This window comes from Kitasatospora misakiensis (assembly GCF_042656005.1).
Classification (GTDB): Bacteria; Actinomycetota; Actinomycetes; order Streptomycetales; family Streptomycetaceae; genus Kitasatospora; species Kitasatospora misakiensis.
On sequence record NZ_JBHSOF010000015.1, the window covers coordinates 1 to 18096 of the forward strand.

Sequence of the window (18096 nt, forward strand, 5' to 3'; positions counted from 1 at the left end):
CACTCCCGGACCGGTCACACCATACGAATCAGCGACCCGCGAAGTACGGGTCTAGGTCACCGTAGCGGGCCGGCAAGGGGGCGGAGCCTGGATCAACCGATCCGGAGCGACAACCTTCTCGACGGCATCCAGCTCGGCGGGACGCAGGCCCGTGAGGATCTGGATGGCGGCCTCAGGGAGGGCACGTGCAGCAGCTCCGCTGAAACTCCGGAGGAACGATGAGCATCAGGCCCGAGACGGGACCGGAGCTGGCCGACACCGTCCGCACCCCCGTCGACCGCAACCGCTGCGCTTTGTTTGGGGTTGGACCGGCATGAGCAACGACACCAGCACCACCGCCAGGCGTTGTGGCCGGTGGCGGGACCATCGGCAGGTGATCGACGGGATTCTGCACCGGGTGCGGACCGGTGTACCGGCGTGACCCGCCAGAGCGGTTCGGGCCGTGGAAGACGGTCTACGAATGCCACCGGCGGTGGTCGGCCGACGGGACCTGGCAGCGCCTGCTCCAGCGGGTCCCGGCGGAAGCGGATGCTGTCAGCGACATCGACTGGGACATCTCGGTCGACTCCACGATCGTGCGGGCCCACCAGCACGCGGCTGGCGCTCGTACCGACCCGCCACCGGCCCTCGGCCCCAAGGGGACGGGCCAGGAGAACACCAGGACGAGACGCCCTGGCAGAGCCTCGGCGCCCGCCTGGCGGAGGTGGTGCTGGAGGCGAGGGCCTGGGCCGATCGCGCGGCGGCTTCACCACAAGGGTCCACCTGAGCGCGGACGGCCGCTGCCGCCCGCTGCCCCTGATCGTCACCGCCAGGGGCAGCGGGCCGACTGCACCCAGTTCGAGCCCGTCCTAGTGCCGCATCAGGCAACGTTCGCCCTGTTTGAGCGGTGAACGGGCAAGGTGGTTCACGTTGGTTGGCCAGGGACATCTGCTTCTATCCTCTGGTGTGGCCGATGACACGGAGATAGAGACATACCGTCATGAGACGGTCGAGATGACCGTCGGGCAACTACGCGACGCCCTCAACGGATTGCCCGACGAGGCGCCGTTGCGTGTTGACGTGCCACGGCGCCCGAGATCGGGGGAAATGCGTGAGTCGCTCGACTCGGGGGCCAGCCACTTCGTCCTAAGCGGAGTTGTGCTTCATGACGCCGACTACCTTGTGCGGGATGAAGTGGTCCTTCAGGCTGATTTCTGCTCCGAGTGGTACGTACGTCCCGTCGGTTCGAGTGACGAAGGGTGACCTGGGTATCGCCGAAAGGCAGCTCAGGCGACGTTCGCCCTGCTGACGACCTCGCGTAGGCGCTCGCCCTGGGCGTGCTTGTTCCGCCAGATGACGTAGCGGCGGATCATGCTGCCCTGGGCCTTGTGGCTGGCGTGGTCGGTGCCGTCGAGGGCGAAGTAGCGCAGGGCGGTGAACTGGGCCTCGATTCGGTTGAGCCAGGAGCTGTTGGTCGGGGTGTAGGCGATCTCGACATTGTTCGCCGCCGCCCACGTCCCGACCCGCCGGCACCGCTTCGTCGTCAGGTGCGGCGAGTAGTTGTCGCAGATGATCGCGATGCGCACGTCCGCCGGGTGAAGAGAGCGCAGGTAGCGGCAGAACTCCAGGAACTTGGACCGGTTCTTGGTCTTCTTGATGTGGCCGTAGAGCTGGTCCTTGGCGAGGTCGTAGGCGGCGAACAGGTGCCTGACACCGTGCGGGCGGGTGTAGGGCCGGGGTCCGCGGTCGGGGTCCTTGCCCTTGCCGCCGCGCTCCGCCCACTGCCGGCCGGGGTGGGGTTGGAGGTTGAGTGGCCCGAACCCGTCCATGCAGAAGACGACTTCGGGCTCACCTTCCTCGGGTATGACCTCGCCGTCGGCGATCGCGTAGAGGTGTTCGACGCGGGCCTTCTTGGTGGCGTAGTCGGGGTCGCGGGCGGTCTTCCAGGTCTTCACGCGTTGAAACGAAACGCCCTCCTCGCGGAGCAGGACCCGAAGGCCCTCGTGGCTGATGTCGTCGACCACCTCCTCGGCGACCAGGAAGTCGGCCGGCTTGGCCAGGCTCCAGGTCGAGAAGGGCAGGCCGTGTTCGGCCGGCCTTGACTTGGCGATCTTCTTGATCTCCCGGCGCTCGGGCAGCGTGAAGGTCCTCGGCCGGCCGCCCTTGTACTTGGGGTAGAGCGAGTCGAAGCCGTCGGCGTTGAAGTTGTGGATCACGTCCCGGACCCGGTCCGCGCTGGTGAACGTGACCTCGGCGATCCTCGCCACCGGCATGCGTTGGGCGGAGAGCAACACCATCTGGGCACGCCGCCAGGTCACCACCGACCCGGTGCCCCGGCGGATGATCCGCAGCAGCCGTCTGCCCTCATCGTCATCGATCCCACGGACCTGCACGCGTTCAGCCACGTGATCATTCTGACCGTCCGATGCCGCCCGGCACAGCAACCGGGCGGCACGTCGTGACGGGGCGAACGTTGTCTGATACGGCACTAGAGAAGATCCGCATCCCGCGGATCGGATCTGGCCGCCCCCGAAAAACGCCCGCCAGCGTGGCCACCGACAGGGCCTACAACAACGGGCCGTGCCGCGACTACCTGCGCAGGCGCGGCATCCGGCACACCATCCCCGAGAAGACCGACAGCCAGGCCGCCCGCCTACGCAAAGGCTCGCGCGGCGGGCGGCCACCCGGTTTCGACGAGGACCGGTACAAGAATCGCAACACCGTCGAACGGGCCATCAACAAACTCAGACACGCCCGAGCCGTCGCAACCCGTTACGACAAACGCGGATACGTCTATCTCGGCACCGTGACCGCGGCAACCCTCGTCATCTGACTCCGCTCGTGATCGGCCGGACAGCTCCAGGTGCTACGGCGTCAGGTGCAGTGGATCTTGCCGCAGTTCGGCGTGGAGATGCGGTGCTGGGTGCCCACCCCCCACTCCCGGCGCGGGATCATGTTGGCAATCGTGATCACCAGGTCCAGCACGCTGCCCCCGAGGCCCGCCCCGGGGCGGCCGGCCCGTGCCCGGGCGCTCTGGAACTCGTTGTCGTCGACCCACCAGATCGTCAGCGTGCCACTGCGGTTGATCTCCAGCCAGGCGTTCTGGTAGCCGTTCGTGCCGGAGGACCAGCAGCTCCGGTTGCCGTCGCCGTAGACGACGAAGTTGCCGTCCGTCTGCATGGTGGCCATGCGTCCGCACCCGGCGCTGCCGGGGGCGGTCCAGCTGACGTTCGAGACCGGCCGGCCGGTGGTCTCGCTGAACCAGCTGTAGACGAGTTCGAGCGCGCCGTCGTCCCGCATCCGCAGGGTGGTCGTCTGCTCGGTGTCGCCCGTGGAGATCTCGGTGCCGCGGCAGATGCTCCAGCCCTTCCAGATCCAGCCGCCCCGGTGTTCGGCCGTCGGCTCCTGGAACCCGCAGCCACCCGGCTCCGAGCCGTTGCCGCCGCCGCTTCCTCCGCCGCCGATGCCGCCGTCCCAGCCGCCACCGCCACCGCCACCGCCGCCGGTGTTACCGCCGCCGGAACCGGCGCCCGGGGTCGGGCCGGTCTGGACGTTGTCCAGGCGCCAGCGCTGTTTGTCGGAGCCGTCGCAGCGCCAGACGCCGAGCTGCTCGCCCGCGTTGTTCGCGGTCAGGCAGCCGCCGTCGGTGCCGCTGACGAGCCAGTACCAACCGTTCCCGGCATCACGGAACGACCACCGCTGGTTGGCGTTGCCGGACTGGTTCTGGGTCAGGTGGGTCCGGTGCGGGCCCGGGTTGTGGTCCATCACCATGCCCTGGCCCGGGGCGGCCTTGCCGTCCGTGAGCAGGGTCTCGACGATCCAGTTGCCGTTGCCGGCGTCCCAGAACGCCCACCGCTGGGCGGGGTTGCCGTTGCCGCCGAGCGCCTTGATCGAGGTGCCGGAGGCGGTGCTGCCTCCGTCGAGGTCGGCGACCAGGCCGTTGTTGTTCGACCGCAGGGTCGCGACCTGGCTGTTGCCCACGGCCGGCCGGACGACCGGACCGGAGCCACCTGAGCCGCCGCCACCCGGCTGGGGCTGCTGCGGGGCCGCCGGCCCGTCCGCGACGTTGTCCAACCGCCACTTCTGCCGGTCGCTGCCGTCACAGGCGGAGACGGCCAGCGCCTCACCCGGGTTGTTGGCCGTCAGGCAGTTGTTGTCGGTGTCACTGGTGATCCAGAACCAGCCGCCGCCCGCGTCCCGGAAGGCCCAGTGCTGATTGGCGTTGCCGTCCATGGTGCGGATCAGGTGGGTGCGGTGGTTGCCGGGGTCGTGATCCATCACCATGCCCTGACCCGCCGCCGCCTTCCCGTCCGTGAGCAGCGTCTCCAGGATCCACCGGCCGTTGCCGGCGTCCCAGAACGCCCACTTCTGCGCGTCGTTGCCGTTGGCGCCGAGCGCCTTGATCGACGTGCCGGAGTTGGTCGTCCCACCGTCGAGGTCGGCGACCATGCCGTTGTTCGCGGAGCGCAGCGTGGCGACACGGTTGTTCGCCACCCCGGGGTTGACGACCGCGCCGGTGGCCGGGTTCGGCGGGTTCGGGCCCTGGGTCAGGCCGTCGAGCCGCCACTTCTGGCGGTCGGTGCCGTCGCAGGCGGAGACGGCGAGCGCCTCGCCCGGGTTGTTGGCCGTCAGGCAGCCGTTGTCGGTGTCACTGGTCACCCAGAACCAGCCGCCACCCGCGTCCCGGAACGCCCAGTGCTGATTGGCGTTCCCGTCCATGGTGCGGATCAGGTGCGTCCGGTGGTTGCCGGGGTCGTGGTCCATGACCATGCCCTGACCGGCCGCCGCCTTCCCGTCGGTCAGCAGCGTCTCCAGGATCCACCGGCCGTTGCCGGCGTCCCAGAACGCCCACTTCTGCGCGTCGCCGCCGTTCGGAGCGAGCGCCTTGATCGAGGTGCCGGAGGCGGTACTCGACCGGTCCAGGTCCGCCACCATCCCGTTGTTGGCCGAACGCAACACCGCCACCTGGTTGTTGCGGACGCCGCCGGGCGTGACCGCCGGGTTGGTGGCCGGGTCCGGCCGGTTCGGCTGACCGGGCTGGCCGGGCTGCGCCGGGCCGTTGGTCACGTCCCCGAGCCGCCACTTCTGGCGGTCGGTGCCGTCGCAGGCGGAGACGGCGAGCGCCTCGCCCGGGTTGCTGGCCGTCAGGCAGCCGTTGTCGGTGTCACTGGTGATCCAGAACCAGCCGCCACCCGCGTCGCGGAACGCCCAGTGCTGATTGGCGTTCCCGTCCATCGTCCGGATCAGGTGGGTGCGGTGCGGGCCCGGGTCGTGGTCCATGACCATGCCCTGGCCGGCCACCGCCTTCCCGTCCGTGAGCAGCGTCTCCAGGATCCACCGGCCGTTCGCGGTGGTCCAGAACGCCCAACGCTGCGCGTCGTTACCATTCGGAGCGAGCGCCTTGATGGACGTGCCGGAGGCGGTGCTCGACCGGTCCAGGTCCGCCACCAGCCCGTTGTTGGCGGAGACGAGGGTGGAGACCTGCGAGGTGCCGACGCCGGGGTTGACCACCGGTCCGGTGCCCGGCGGCGGGGTCGGGGTCGGGGTCACCGGCGCGCGCGGCGGGACGGTGCCCAGGCCCCAGCGCTGGGAGTCGGTGGCGTTGCAGTCCCAGATCTGCAGGACGGTCCCGTTGACGGAGACGCCGCCGGTCACGTCCAGGCACAGGCCGGAGTTCGGGTTGACCAGCGAGGAGTCCGGACCCTGCTGCCAGCGCTGGGCGGGCGAGTCGTTGCAGGCGTAGAGGCCGACCCGGGTGCCGTGCGCCGTCCCGGAGCCCGCGACGTCCAGGCACTTGCCGAACGCCTTCAGGGCGAACACACCGCTGCTCGCGGACGCCGTCCAGCGCTGGGCCTCGCCGCCGGTGCAGTCGTAGAGGTCGATCGGGGTGCGGTCGGCGGTGTTGCCGCCGGTGACGTCCGCGCACTTGCCGGGGAAGGCCGAGTACAGGGGGGCGCCGCCGGCGTTGCCGTCCCCGCCGGCCACCACGCCGTTGAGCCGCCACTTCTGACCGTCGGAGCCGTCGCAGGGGGCGACGGTCAGCGGCCGGCCCTTGGCGGCGAGCGTCAGACAGCCGTTGCCGTTGGAGACGGTCGTCCGGCCGTCACCTGCGTCGGCGAACCGCCACTGCTGCTCGGTGCGGTTGGCGGCAACGGGCTGGAGCGCGGTGCGGTGCGAGCCTGTGTCGTGGGCGAGGACGAGCCGGGCGCCCGGGTCGCCGCCGCCGTAGGTCAGCCGCGTCTCGATCAGCCAGTTGCCGTCGCCACGGTCCCAGAACGCCCACTTCTGCGAGTCGGTCCCGTTCGGCGTCCACGCCTGCACGGCCGTCCCGGCGGCGGGCACCCCGCCGGTGACGTCGGGCACCAGCTGCGGATCCGCCGCCGACACCAGACCGACACCCTGCACCGGATCGGGCTTCTGCCCGTCCGAGGGCCCACCGGGACTACTGGGCCCGCCCGGCCCGCTCCCGAACCGCCAGCCCCACGGCGGCAGCAGGGGGAGGGAGGGGAAGCTGGGCAGCCCGATCCCGGGGAGGGGAGGCACGGGCTTGCTGGGGGTACCGGTGCTGGGGTCGGTGGGGTTGGTACCCGGGTCGGTCGGGTTGGTACCGGGGTCGGTCGGGTTGGTACCCGGGTCGGTCGGCAGCTTGCAGACGGTCGGCACCGACGGCGTCCTCGGCACCTCGGGGAAGCCGGAGGCCGCGGGCCACGGCGCCCGTCCCAGATCCGGCAGCGACGGCCACGGCACATTCGGGAAGCCCGGGATCGACGGCCAGGTCCAGTTCGGGAACCCCGGCAGCGACGGCCGGTCGGTCGGCAGGGCCGGCGCGTCCGGCCACGGGACGGCGGGCATGTCCGGGTGGCCCGGCCACGGAACGTCCGGGGATCCCGGCACCGACGGCCACCGGACGTCCGGGAAGCCGGGCACGGTGGGCCACGTCAGCTCCGGATGACCGGCGACTTTCGGCGCCTCCGGCACGGGCCGACCGGGCACGACGATTCCGGTACCGGCGTCGGGACCGGTCCCGGGCACGACCGGCAGCGGCAGGATCGGCCAGGGGACGTTCTTGGTCCCCGGCATGATCGGCCAGTTCACCTCGGGGAAGCCCGGAACCTTCGGCCACGGCAGCCGCCCCGCCTGCGTCGGCCAGGACACCTTCGGCAGCGCGGGCGCGCCCGGCCAGTCGACCACCGGCAGATCGGGTCGGCCCGGCATCGGGACCTCGGGGCTGCCCGGCACCGCGGGCCACGGCACCCCGGGAGCGCCGGGCACCGAAGGCCAGGTCAGCTCCGGGTGGCCCTTGACGGTCGGCCACTTCAGCGCGGGGTACCCGGGCACCGTGCGGCCGGTCGCGGGCAGCGAGGCCGGGTCGGTCGGCACGCACGGCACGGACAGGGTCCACTTCTGGGCCGGGCCGCCGTCGCACGGCTTGACGCTCAGGCCGACGGACTCCTGCCCGGCCATCGTGAGGCACCTCTGGTCGGCGGCGCTGACCAGGCTGTACGCCCCGTCACCGGCGTCCTTGACGGTCCACTGCTGGTTGGGCGTGCCCTGCGAGCGGCCCTGGTCGTCACGCTGCAGCGGCCAGACCACGGTGTTGTGGCTGTAGAGGTCCTGCTGCAGGACCATGCCCGGGGCGAGCGCGCTCTCCAGGACGAAGCGGCCGTCCGATGCCGCGCGCAGCCGCCAGTTCTGCGAGGCGGTGCAGTTGCGCGGGTACGCCTGGACGGTCGTCCCGTTGGCGCTCACCCCGCCCCGTACGTCCAGGTTGTAGGTCGGACCGTTCGCCGACCCCGCCGCCCTGAACTGGTACATCGCCCCGTCGAACGGCGACGGCGCGGGCGGGGCGGTGGACACCGGCTCCGTCACGGCCGCCGTGGCGAGCGCGACGCTCCGCACCCCGGTCGGTGTCACCCTGGCGGTAGTGGCGGGCGGAGTACCGGGCTCACTGAGGCAGTCGTCGTCATCCCATGAGTCCTCGACCTCCTCGCACTTCGCACGATTCGCAGGGACCGGTGCGTAGATGCCCACCCGCGGCAGACTCTGCGGGTTCCAGCCGTACGCCGTGAGGTTCGGCAGCGAGGTCAGGTCCGGCTCCCGGAACCGGTCGTTGACGACCGGGTCCTCGACCGCCCGGGTCCCGTCGAGAACCGGAACTCCTCCGGCGGTGACCCGGAAGGTCGACCTCATCTTCACGGCCGATTTGATACTCGACCCAGGAATGGCACCGACCGCCGCCCACTCCTCCTCGCCGTGGGACGCCACGGGGGCGCCCGCCGCCGAATACTGATTCGGCACAAAGACGTACCGCCGGTCGGGCACGATCGTGAAGACCCAGCCCTCCTTGAAGTACGCGAAAGTAGTCTCGTCCCGGCCGGAGAAGCCCGTGTGCACCGAGGCGAAACTCTCGGCCACGGTCTCCTTCTGACTCGTGCTGACGTAGCCGGATACCGGGGTGCTGTGACCGCCGGCGCCTCCATTGACGTGGCTGGTCAGCGAGAACTCGGTCCCCCTGGCCCGGAATCCGTCCCTGAAGACCGTGGCGAGGTCGACACCCTCGGCGGGCGGCCCGATTTCCAGGCGGTTTTCGTCGTCATCGACCTCACGATTGAATCCCACTCCCCGGTAGACCAGTTGGGGGGCCCTGTCCCGAGTGTCGAAACACGGGTGCAGGTACGGCTCTGCCTCCGCCGCGTGGGCGGCGGGTGACACGGCGCCCACGAGGGGGGCCGCCATCACCGCCGCGATCATCGCGGCCACCAGGGGCCGCGGCTTGCTTCTGAGGGAATCCCGGCGCATGGGCGTCGGCTACCTCGCCTTCCTACGGAGTGTTGCGTGCCCGCCGAAACGTAGGTGGGGCGCGTACACAGCTCGTATACGCTGGCTGGACGTGGGCCGGCCCGGGGGGCCGGCGCCCCCGGGCCGGCTCCGACGCAGGAGTACCCGACCGACGACCGCGTCACCACGGAAAGCTGGTCCGCAATGATCGAGCTCGATTTCGACGACAGCGGCTTCCGCCGCAACGGCGCGCCGCACCGGATCGTCTCCGGCGCGCTGCACTACTTCCGGGTCCACCCCGATCTGTGGGACGACCGGTTGGCCCGCCTGCGCGCCCTGGGGGTCAACACCGTCGACACCTATGTCCCCTGGAACTTCCACGAGCTCCCGACCGGCGAGGTGGATTTCACCGGCTGGCGGGATGTCGCCCGGTTCGTCCGGTTGGCCGGGGAGCACGGGTTGGACGTCATTCTCCGTCCGGGGCCGTACATCTGCGCCGAGTGGGAGTTCGGCGGTCTGCCGGCCCGGCTGCTCGCCTCGGACGGGATAGGGCTGCGCAGTTCGGACCCGGCGTTCCTGGCCGAGGTGGACGGCTGGTTCGACGCCGTGGTGCCGCAGGTGCTGCCGCTGCTGGGGAGCCGGGGCGGGCCGGTGGTGGCGGTGCAGGTGGAGAACGAGTACGGCAGCTACGGCGACGACGCCGTGTACCTGGCGCATCTGCGGGACGCCCTGGTGGCGCGCGGTGTGGACTGTCTGCTGTTCACCACCGACGGGTCCGAGGACTTCATGCAGCAGTCCGGGGCGATCCCGGGCCTGCTGGCCACCGGTACGTTCGGGTCGCGGGCGCCCGAGCGCTTCGAGGTGCTGCGTCGGCAGCAGCCGAAGGGGCCGCTGGCGGCGATGGAGTTCTGGATCGGCTGGTTCGACCGGATCGGCGAGCCGCACCATGTGCGGGACGCGGAGGAGACGGCGGCCTCGCTCGACGAGTTGCTCGCCACCGGCGCCTCGGTGAACCTCTACATGGCGCACGGCGGCACCAACTTCGGTTTCTGGGCGGGCGCCAACCATTCCGGCACCGGGCCCGACACGGCCGGCTTCGAGCCGACCGTGACCAGCTACGACTACGACGCGCCGATCGGCGAGGCGGGCGAGCTGACCGAGAAGTTCCACGCCCTGCGGTCCGTGATCGGCAAGTACGTGCCGCTCCCCGAGGGCGAACTCCCGGCCCGGCCGCCGCGGTTGGATCCCCGCCGGCTGGAGCGGGCGACCGGCCGGGTGCGGCTGCTGGACTCCCTGGACGCGCTGTCGACGCCGGTCCGCCGGCCCACCACGGAGCCGATGGAGCGGCTCGGCCAGTCGCTCGGGCTGATCCACTACCGCACGCATGTCTCCGGGCCGCGCCCCGAGATGCCCCTGCGGATCGACGGCATCGGCGACCGCGCGCAGGTCTTCGTGGACGGCCGTCCGCTCGGGGTGCTGGACCGCAACGCCCCGGGCGCGACCCTGCCGCTGGCCACCGGCCCGGCCGGGGTCACGCTGGACATCCTGGTCGAGGCCCTCGGCCGCACCAACTACGGGCCGCAGCTGGACGATCGCAAGGGTATCCGGCGCGGCGTCTCGCACGAGCGCCAGCGCCTGCTCGACTGGGAGATCCGGCCACTGCCGCTCACCGACCTCTCGGCCCTCGCGTTCGCCGATTCCGCCGTGGACGCCGGCGCCGCCGACGGCGATCCGGCCTTCCACCGCTTCGAGACCGAGGTCGACGCGCCGGCCGACGCCTTCGTCGCCCTCCCGGGCTGGGGCCGGGGGCTGCTCTGGCTGAACGGCTTCCTGCTCGGCCGCTACACCGCGGAGGGCCCGCAGCGCACCCTCTACGCCCCGGCCCCGCTCTGGCAGCCGGGCCGCAACACCCTGGTCGTCCTCGAACTGGACCGCCACGCCGAGGCGTTGGAGGTCCGCGACGAGCCGGACCTCGGCCCCACCACCCGCGCGCCCAGCGCGGACTACTGACCCGAAGGCGTCGCAACACCGGTGGGGCCGGGAGGAGTTCGCCACTCCCCCCGGCCCCACCGACCGCAACGGCCCCGCCGCCACAACGGCCCCACCGACCGCAACGGCCGCCGGACTACTCGACGGTGACGCTCTTGGCGAGGTTGCGCGGCTTGTCGACGTCGCGCTTCAGAGCGACCGCCGCGTGGTAGGCGAGCAGCTGGAGCGGGATGTTGAGGAGCAGCGGGTCCAGCTCGGGCTCGCTCTTGGGCACCAGGATGGAGTGGTCGGCGAGCTTGGCCTCGGGGCGGCGGTGGGCGACGGCGAGGACGCGGCCGGAGCGGGCCTTGATCTCGCCGAGCGTGGTGAGGTTCTTGTCGAGCAGCTCGTCGTCCGGGACGAGGGCGACGGTGGGCAGCTCGGGGCTGATCAGCGCCAGCGGGCCGTGCTTCAGCTCGCTCGCCGGGTAGGCCTCGGCGTGCACGTAGGAGATCTCCTTGAGCTTCTGCGCGCCCTCGCGGGCGACGGGGTAGCCGCGGACCCGCCCGATGAACATCATGCCGTCGGCGTCCGCGTACTCGGCGGCGAGTTCGGCGATCTCGTCGCTCTGGGCGAGGATCTCGCGGATCTGGTCGGGCAGCGCCTTGAGGGCGGAGACGATCCGGCGGCCGTCGGCGGGCGAGAGGTCGTGGATCCGGCCGAAGTGCAGGGCGATCAGCGCGAAGGCGACGACCGTGGAGGTGAACGCCTTGGTGGAGGCGACCGAGATCTCCGGTCCGGCGTGCAGGTAGATGCCGCCGTCGCACTCGCGCGCGATGGCGCTGCCGACGGTGTTGACGACGCCGAGCACCCGGCCGCCCTTGCGCTTGACCTCCTGGACGGCGGCGAGCGTGTCGTAGGTCTCGCCGGACTGGCTGACCGCGATGTAGAGGGTGTCGGCCTCGATGACCGGGTTGCGGTAGCGGAACTCGGAGGCGGGCTCGCTGTGCGCGGGGATCCGGGCCAGCTCCTCGATCAGCTGGGCGCCCATCTCGCCGGCGTAGTAGGCGGAGCCGCAGCCGAGAATCTTGACCCGGCGGATCTCGCGCAGCTCGCGGGCGTCCAGGTTGAGGCCGCCGAGGTGGGCGGTGGCGAACCGCTCGTCGAGGCGGCCGCTGAGGGTGCGCTCGACCGAGCCGGGCTGCTCGTGGATCTCCTTGAGCAGGAAGTGCTCGTAGCCGCCGGTGTCGTAGGAGTCGATCTCCCAGTCGACGGTGGACGGCTGGCGGTGGGTGGTGCGGGCGTCCTCGGTGAAGGTGCGGAAGCCGTCGGCGCGGACGGTGGCCAGCTCGCCGTCCTCCAGGTGGACGACCTGGCGGGTGTAGCGGACCAGGGCGGAGACGTCGGAGGCGGCGAACATCTCCTTCTCGCCGATGCCGAGCACGATCGGGCTGCCGTTGCGGGCGACCACGATGCGGTCGGGCTGCTCGGCGTCGAGGACGGCGATGCCGTAGGTGCCGACGATCTTGCCGAGGGCGGCGCGCACGGCGTCCTCCAGCTCGACGCCCTCGGTGGCGTGGGCGGCGATGAGGTGGGCGAGCACCTCGGTGTCGGTCTCGGAGCGGAAGACGGCGCCGTCGGCGGTGAGCCGGGCGCGCAGTTCGTCGGCGTTCTCGATGATGCCGTTGTGGACGACCGCGATCCTCTCGGCGTTGTCCAGGTGCGGGTGGGCGTTGGCGTCGCTGGGGACGCCGTGGGTGGCCCAGCGGGTGTGGCCGATGCCGGTGGTGCCCTTGAAACGGGCGGGGACGGCGGCGGCGAGGTCGGCGACCCGGCCCTTGACCTTGCGGACCTTGATGCCGCCGGTGCGTCCGGCGACGGCGACGCCGGCCGAGTCGTAGCCGCGGTACTCCAGGCGGGCCAGACCCTCCAGCAGGAAGGGGGTCGCGTCCTTGGGGCCGATGTAGGCCACGATTCCGCACATGGTGGACTCCTTGTTTCCTTGGTTCCGGGGCTGACGACGACGGCCGGTCAGCCGTAGACGATCCGGCGCAGCTGACGGGCCGAGAGCTCGGGGGCCGCGACGCGGCGGGCCGGCAGCTCCTCGGCGAGCCGGGCGAAGATCTTCTCGTTGGTCAGGCCGCGCGTCTGCAGCTCGCCGTGGCGGCGGCGGACGTACTCCTCGGTGGTCTCGGAGAAGTACGCCAGCACCTCCGCCACCACGCGCGCCGCCTCGCGGGGCCCGAGCGGGCTGGTCCGGGCGAGGTGGGCGATGAGGTCTTCGTGAGGGTGCGAGGGGCCTGTCGAGCTGGACACAAGGGGGGAGCCTAGGCGGCCCGTACGGCAAAGATCAAAGATCCTGCCCGAAATCGGGCAGGATCATGCGGCATTCGAGGTAAGAACCGGGGGGTCTTGTAGGCGCTCGGGCCACCACGTAGCGTGATGACTTGCTCACACACCGGGGGGAACGGGCTGGGGGACGGGCCGGGGAGCGACCCGGGAGCCGCCCGGGGGACCTCGGGCGGGAGCGTCGGAAGAGTGTCGGAAGAACCGGAGGCTTGCTGATGTGCGGGATCACCGGCTGGGTCGCCTACGACCGCGACCTGACCCTCGAACGTGCCGTGCTCGACGCCATGACCACCACCCAGCTCTGCCGCGGCCCGGACGACGGCGGCGTCCATCTGGAGCGGCACGCCGCCCTCGGCCACCGGCGCCTCGCCGTACTCGACCCCGAAGGCGGCGTCCAGCCGATGGCGGCCGGGCACGGCGGCCGGCCGCCGGCCGTCCTCGGCTACAACGGCGAGGTGTACAACCACCGCGAGCTGCGCGCCGAGCTGGAGGCGGCCGGCCACCGCTTCCGCACCCGCAGCGACACCGAGGTGGTCCTGCGCGGCTACCTGGAGTGGGGCGAGCAGGTGGCCGAGCGGCTCAACGGCATGTTCGCCTTCGCCGTCTGGGACACCCGCACCGAGGAGCTGCTGCTGGTCCGCGACCGGATGGGCGTCAAGCCGCTGCACTACCGCGCCACCCCGGACGGCGTGGTCTTCGGCTCCGAGCCCAAGGCCCTGCTCGCCCACCCCGCCGTACGCCCGGTGGTCGACCTGGACGGGCTGCGCGAGCTGGTCTCGATGACCCGCACCCCGGGCCTCACCCCGTACCGGGGCATCGCCGAGGTCCGGCCCGGCCACCTGGTCAGGGTGCGGCGCACGGGCGTCTCGGTCCGCCGCTACTGGGCGCTGGAGGCCCGCCGGCACACCCAGGACCTCGCCACCACGATCACCACCGTGCGGGCGCTGCTGGAGGACATCGTCCACCGCCAGCTGGAGGCGGACGTGCCGCTCTGCTCGCTGCTCTCCGGCGGCCTCGACTCCAGCGCCGTCACCGCCCTGGCCGCCCGCACCCTGCGCGCGGCGGGCGCCGGACCGGTCCGCTCCTTCGCGGTCGACTTCACCGGGCAGCGCGAGCACTTCCACCCGGACGCGGTGCGCACCACCCCGGACGGGCCGTACGCGGAGCTGCTCGCCCGGCACGTGGGCGCCGACCACCGGGTGATCGAGCTGGACAGCGCCGCCCTCAGCGGCCCGGTGCAGCGGCTCGCCACCCTGCGGGCCCGGGACCTGCCGGGCGGCGTCGGCGACATGGACACCTCGCTGCTGCTGCTCTTCCGCGGGGTGCGCGAGCACTCGACGGTCGCCCTGTCCGGCGAGTCCGCGGACGAGCTGTTCGGCGGCTACCGCTGGTTCCACGACCCGAAGGCCGTCAACGCCGACGACTTCCCGTGGGCGGCCGGCCTCAGCGGCCTGGGCGGGCAGGGCGCCGGCCCGCGCGAACAGCTGCTGGACCGGGGGCTGCTCGGCAAGCTCGACCTGCCCGGCTACCGGCACGCCCGCTACCGGGAGGCGCTCGCCGAGGTGCCGCACCTGCCGGACGCCGACCCGTTCGAACGGCGGATGCGGGAGGTGTCGTACCTCAACCTGACCCGCTTCGTCCCCCTCCTGCTGGACCGCAAGGACCGGATGAGCATGGCCAACGGGCTGGAGGTGCGGGTGCCGTTCTGCGACCACCGGCTGGTGCAGTACGTCTTCAACACGCCGTGGTCGATGAAGTCCTTCGACGGCCGGGAGAAGAGCCTGCTGCGCGCCGCCGTCCGGGACGTGCTGCCGGCCGAGATCGCCGACCGGATGAAGAGCCCCTACCCGGTGGTGCAGGACCCGCGCTACCCGGAGCTGCTCCGCCGCGAACTCGCCGAGCTGGCCGCCGACCCCGCCTCCCCGGCCCTCGCCCTGCTGGACCGGCGGTCGCTGGCCGACGCCCTCGCCCCGGGCACCGACCCGCAGACCGTCCGGCTGGCGGCCGATCTGGCCCTGGACCTCAACGCCTGGCTGACGGAGTACCAGGTGTCCCTGGAGCTTTAGGGCGTGTCTGAGCAATTCCCGCCGGTTGCGCCGCCCGGGGGACGGTGACCAGCCACCGGCCCGCCTCGTTGACCGGGCGCGGCGTGCGATAGCGTCGCCGACACCTCCCGAATGGCGGCCGAAAACGCGGAATCCGAGGCCCGTGCCGTCAGGATGGGTTGCGTCCCGTCCGTTCGATCCGCCGGGGGATCTCCGTCATGCAACCGCGAGCCTTCGCGTTTCTCACCGCTCTGCTGCTCGGGGTGCTGGGCCTGGGGTCGGTGGCCGTCACCGACTGGACGCCCGCGCCGGTCGACCGGGCGGCCGTCGGCGCGGTCACCCCCGGAGCGGCGGGCGCCACCGGCGCCGCGCCCGGCGGTACGGGACAGCCGGCCGCGGCGGCCACCGCGACCGCGGACCCGGCGGTGTGGACCCGCTCGACGCTGCGCAACAAGCTGATGGCCGAGATGGACGCCACCGACCCCGGCGTCGCCCTGGCCGACCTCGACCGGATCACCAAGCAGCTGCCGTACACCGTCCGGTTCTGCCACCCGATCGCCCATGAGCTCGGGCACGCGGCGGTCAAGCGGTTCAACGCCGACTTCCAGAAGGTCATCTCCTACCCGCACGAGACCTGCGCGGCCGGCTACCTGCACGGCGCGGTGGAGGAGATGCTCAACGCCTCCGCCCAGCCCGAGACCGACCTGGTCAAGCTCTGTGCGCCCAAGAACAGCGGCCCGTGCATCCACGGCGTCGGCCACGGCACGATGTTCGTCGCCAAGCAGGACGTCGCCAAGGCCCGCGAGCTGTGCAACAAGTTCACCACCGACCAGAACCGGATCCGCTGCTCCGAGGGCCTGTTCATGCAGCTCTTCGGCCCGGACGAGGAGGACGAGAAGGCGAAGGCCAACCTCCCCGCCGACAAGCTCGCCCAGGACCCGCTCTACCCGTGCAAGGAGCAGCCGGCGCTGTTCCAGTCCGCCTGCTTCTTCTACGCGCCGACCTTCTACCTCTCCTCGCACGACTACCCGAACCACCCCGAGGTGTACGCCGAGGCGCTCAAGTGGTGCCTCAACGGCAAGGCCTCCGGCGGGGCGGTGGACTGCAGCCGGGGCGTGGGCTCGCGCACCATGAAGTACAACCTGGACCGCGAGGACTGGGCCGCCCAGCAGTGCGCCACCGCCGCGGACGGCTGGCAGCGCAAGGCCTGCGCCGAGGGGCTGGTCAGCTACTACACGGTCAACTACACGGAGGCGGGCGCGGCCGGCCGGCTCTGCGCCAAGTTCACCGACAAGAAGATGCAGGGCTACTGCCGCTCGGCGAGCGGGCTCTCCGCCTCCCTGGACTGATCGCTGCCTCCCTGGACTGACGGCCCCGTCCCCGCACCGACCGCACCCGTCCCGGCTGTCGGGCCCGCGCCGCACGGCGCGGGCCCGTTTTCGTAGGATCACCGCGATCGGGTGCGCCGAGGACGCCGCGCCACCGGGCCCCGCACCACCTGGAGCCGCCGCATGACCGCCGCCGACGACTTCCGCAGCGCCGCGCACACCGCCGCCGACCTGGTCGCCGACCACCTCGCCGAGCTGCCCGCCCGCCCGGTCTGGCAGCCGATGGACGACGCCGCCCGCCGCACCCTGCTGGACGCCCCGCTGCCCGCCGCCGGCCGGCCGCTCGCCGAGCTGCTGGCGGCGGTCGGCCGGGACGTCCTGCCGTACCCGATGGGCAACGGCCACCCCCGCTTCTTCGGCTGGGTGAACTCCGCGCCCGCCCCGGCCGGCGTGCTCGCCACCCTGGCCGCCGCCGCGATGAACCCCAGCTCGGCCGGCGGCGACCACGCGGACGTCCACCTGGAGCGGGCCGTGGTCCGCTGGATCGCCGAGCTGGTCGGCTTCCCGCACCCGGCCGGCGGCGGGCTGCTCACCTCCGGCACCTCGATGGCGACCATCGTCTGCCTCGCCGCCGCCCGCAACCGGGCCGCGCGCGCCGCCGGGTGGGACGTCCGCGAGGACGGCCTGGCCGGGATGCCGCCGCTGGTCGGCTACGTCACCGGCGAGACCCACTCCTGCGTCCGCAAGGCCGCCGAGCTGCTGGGCCTCGGCAGCAGGCACCTGCGTACCGTGGCCACCGGCCCGGACGGGCACCTCGACCTCGCCGACCTGCGCGCCGCGATCGCCCGCGACCGGGCGGCCGGGCTGCTGCCGTTCCTGGTGGTGGCCTCGGCCGGCACGGTCGGCACCGGCGCGGTGGACGCCTTCGACCCGATCGCCGACCTCTGCGCCGAGGAGCGGCTCTGGCTGCACGTGGACGGCGCGTACGGGGCGTTCGGGGTGCTCGACCCGGTGATCGCGCACCGCTACGCCGGGCTGGGCCGCGCCGACTCGCTCGCCCTCGACCCGCACAAGTGGCTCGGCGTCCCGGTCGACTGCGGCTGCGCCCTGGTCCGCGACACGGCCGAACTGCGCGCCACCTTCAGCCTGGTCCCCTCCTACCTGCGCGACGAGGCGGCCGGCGAGCTCGGCTGGTTCTCCGAGTACGGCACCGAGCAGACCCGCCCGTTCCGCGCCCTCAAGGTGTGGGCCACCATCGCCCACCGCGGCCGTGACGGCCTCGCCGCGGACATCGCCCGGACCACCGCGCTGGCCCGCCGGCTCGGCGAACTCGTCACCGCCGACCCCGAGTTCGAGCTGCTGGCCGAGGTGCAGACCTCCATCGTGGCGTTCCGCCTGCGCCCCGCCGGCCTGACCGAGGGCGCCGTCGACGCCCTCAACCGCGACCTCCCCGCCGCCGTCCAGCGCCGCGGCCGCGCCTTCCTCACCGGCGCCCTGTTGCACGGTCACGAGATGCTCCGCGCCTGCCTCCTCAACCCCGCCACCACCGAGGCCGACCTCGCCCTGCTCCTCGCCGAGGTGAAGGCCGCCGCCCGCGAGACGGCCGGAGAACGGCCGCACTGATCCAGTCCCGGCGACATTAACCGCGG

General features: G+C 72.2%; 10 protein-coding genes and 1 pseudogene. 7 read left to right on the forward strand and 4 right to left on the reverse strand.

All coding sequences use genetic code 11. The features are described 5' to 3' along the window. Positions 1–355: 355 nt before the first annotated feature. Positions 356–807, forward strand: a pseudogene (locus ACFP3U_RS14090) (IS5 family transposase); the annotation flags it as partial. Positions 808–945: 138 nt separating this feature from the next. Further along, positions 946–1242 carry a DUF6225 family protein gene (locus ACFP3U_RS14095; RefSeq protein ID WP_380225816.1) on the forward strand — a complete coding sequence of 99 codons (297 nt, stop codon included), beginning with the start codon at positions 946–948 and terminating at the stop codon, positions 1240–1242. 23 nt (positions 1243–1265) lie between these two features. Here ACFP3U_RS14095 and ACFP3U_RS14100 read toward each other — a convergent pair whose 3' ends face one another. Next, on the reverse strand, positions 1266–2384 hold the full coding sequence (locus ACFP3U_RS14100) for an IS630 family transposase (protein ID WP_380225817.1): 1119 nt from the start codon (positions 2382–2384) through the stop codon (positions 1266–1268). Positions 2385–2527: 143 nt separating this feature from the next. Between ACFP3U_RS14100 and ACFP3U_RS14105 the strand changes: the two genes are divergently transcribed. Next, positions 2528–2812 carry a hypothetical protein gene (locus ACFP3U_RS14105; protein WP_380225818.1) on the forward strand — a complete coding sequence of 95 codons (285 nt, stop codon included), beginning with the start codon at positions 2528–2530 and terminating at the stop codon, positions 2810–2812. A gap of 41 nt (positions 2813–2853) precedes the next feature. Here the strand turns inward: ACFP3U_RS14105 and ACFP3U_RS14110 are convergent, their stop codons facing one another. Further along, entirely contained in the window at positions 2854–8169 is a 5316-nt protein-coding gene (locus ACFP3U_RS14110) for an RICIN domain-containing protein (RefSeq protein WP_380225924.1), read from the reverse strand. A 792-nt stretch (positions 8170–8961) separates the two neighbouring features. Here ACFP3U_RS14110 and ACFP3U_RS14115 point away from each other — a divergent pair. Beyond that, on the forward strand, positions 8962–10767 hold the full coding sequence (locus ACFP3U_RS14115) for a glycoside hydrolase family 35 protein (protein ID WP_380225819.1): 1806 nt from the start codon (positions 8962–8964) through the stop codon (positions 10765–10767). A 115-nt stretch (positions 10768–10882) separates the two neighbouring features. On the opposite strand, the gene glmS is transcribed toward ACFP3U_RS14115, so the two are convergent. Further along, positions 10883–12709: a glutamine--fructose-6-phosphate transaminase (isomerizing) gene (gene glmS, locus ACFP3U_RS14120; protein WP_380225820.1), complete on the reverse strand. Its 1827-nt coding sequence runs from the start codon at positions 12707–12709 to the stop codon at positions 10883–10885. A gap of 47 nt (positions 12710–12756) precedes the next feature. Continuing rightward, positions 12757–13041, reverse strand: a complete 285-nt coding sequence (locus tag ACFP3U_RS14125; RefSeq protein WP_380225821.1) for a hypothetical protein — start codon at positions 13039–13041, stop codon at positions 12757–12759. Between the two features lie 248 nt (positions 13042–13289). Between ACFP3U_RS14125 and asnB the strand changes: the two genes are divergently transcribed. The 3 genes from asnB (at position 13290) to ACFP3U_RS14140 (ending at position 18070) form a co-directional block, all read left to right on the forward strand. Continuing rightward, the gene (asnB, locus tag ACFP3U_RS14130) at positions 13290–15140 is read left to right on the forward strand and encodes an asparagine synthase (glutamine-hydrolyzing) (protein ID WP_380225822.1); all 1851 of its coding nucleotides are present in this window, start codon (positions 13290–13292) and stop codon (positions 15138–15140) included. 197 nt (positions 15141–15337) lie between these two features. Next, entirely contained in the window at positions 15338–16468 is a 1131-nt protein-coding gene (locus ACFP3U_RS14135; protein WP_380225823.1) for a hypothetical protein, read from the forward strand. A 162-nt stretch (positions 16469–16630) separates the two neighbouring features. Continuing rightward, a complete protein-coding gene (locus ACFP3U_RS14140; RefSeq protein WP_380225824.1) occupies positions 16631–18070 on the forward strand; it encodes a pyridoxal phosphate-dependent decarboxylase family protein in 1440 nt (479 codons plus the stop codon). The last annotated feature ends 26 nt before the right edge of the window (positions 18071–18096 follow it).

Coding starts and splice junctions, on each gene's coding strand:
- ACFP3U_RS14110 (WP_380225924.1), bottom strand. CDS start 8,169: ATGAGGTCGACCTTCCGGGTCACCGCCGGAGGAGTTCCGGTTCTCGAC.
- ACFP3U_RS14115 (WP_380225819.1), top strand. CDS start 8,962: ATGATCGAGCTCGATTTCGACGACAGCGGCTTCCGCCGCAACGGCGCG.
- glmS (WP_380225820.1), bottom strand. CDS start 12,709: ATGTGCGGAATCGTGGCCTACATCGGCCCCAAGGACGCGACCCCCTTC.
- asnB (WP_380225822.1), top strand. CDS start 13,290: ATGTGCGGGATCACCGGCTGGGTCGCCTACGACCGCGACCTGACCCTC.
- ACFP3U_RS14135 (WP_380225823.1), top strand. CDS start 15,338: ATGCAACCGCGAGCCTTCGCGTTTCTCACCGCTCTGCTGCTCGGGGTG.
- ACFP3U_RS14140 (WP_380225824.1), top strand. CDS start 16,631: ATGACCGCCGCCGACGACTTCCGCAGCGCCGCGCACACCGCCGCCGAC.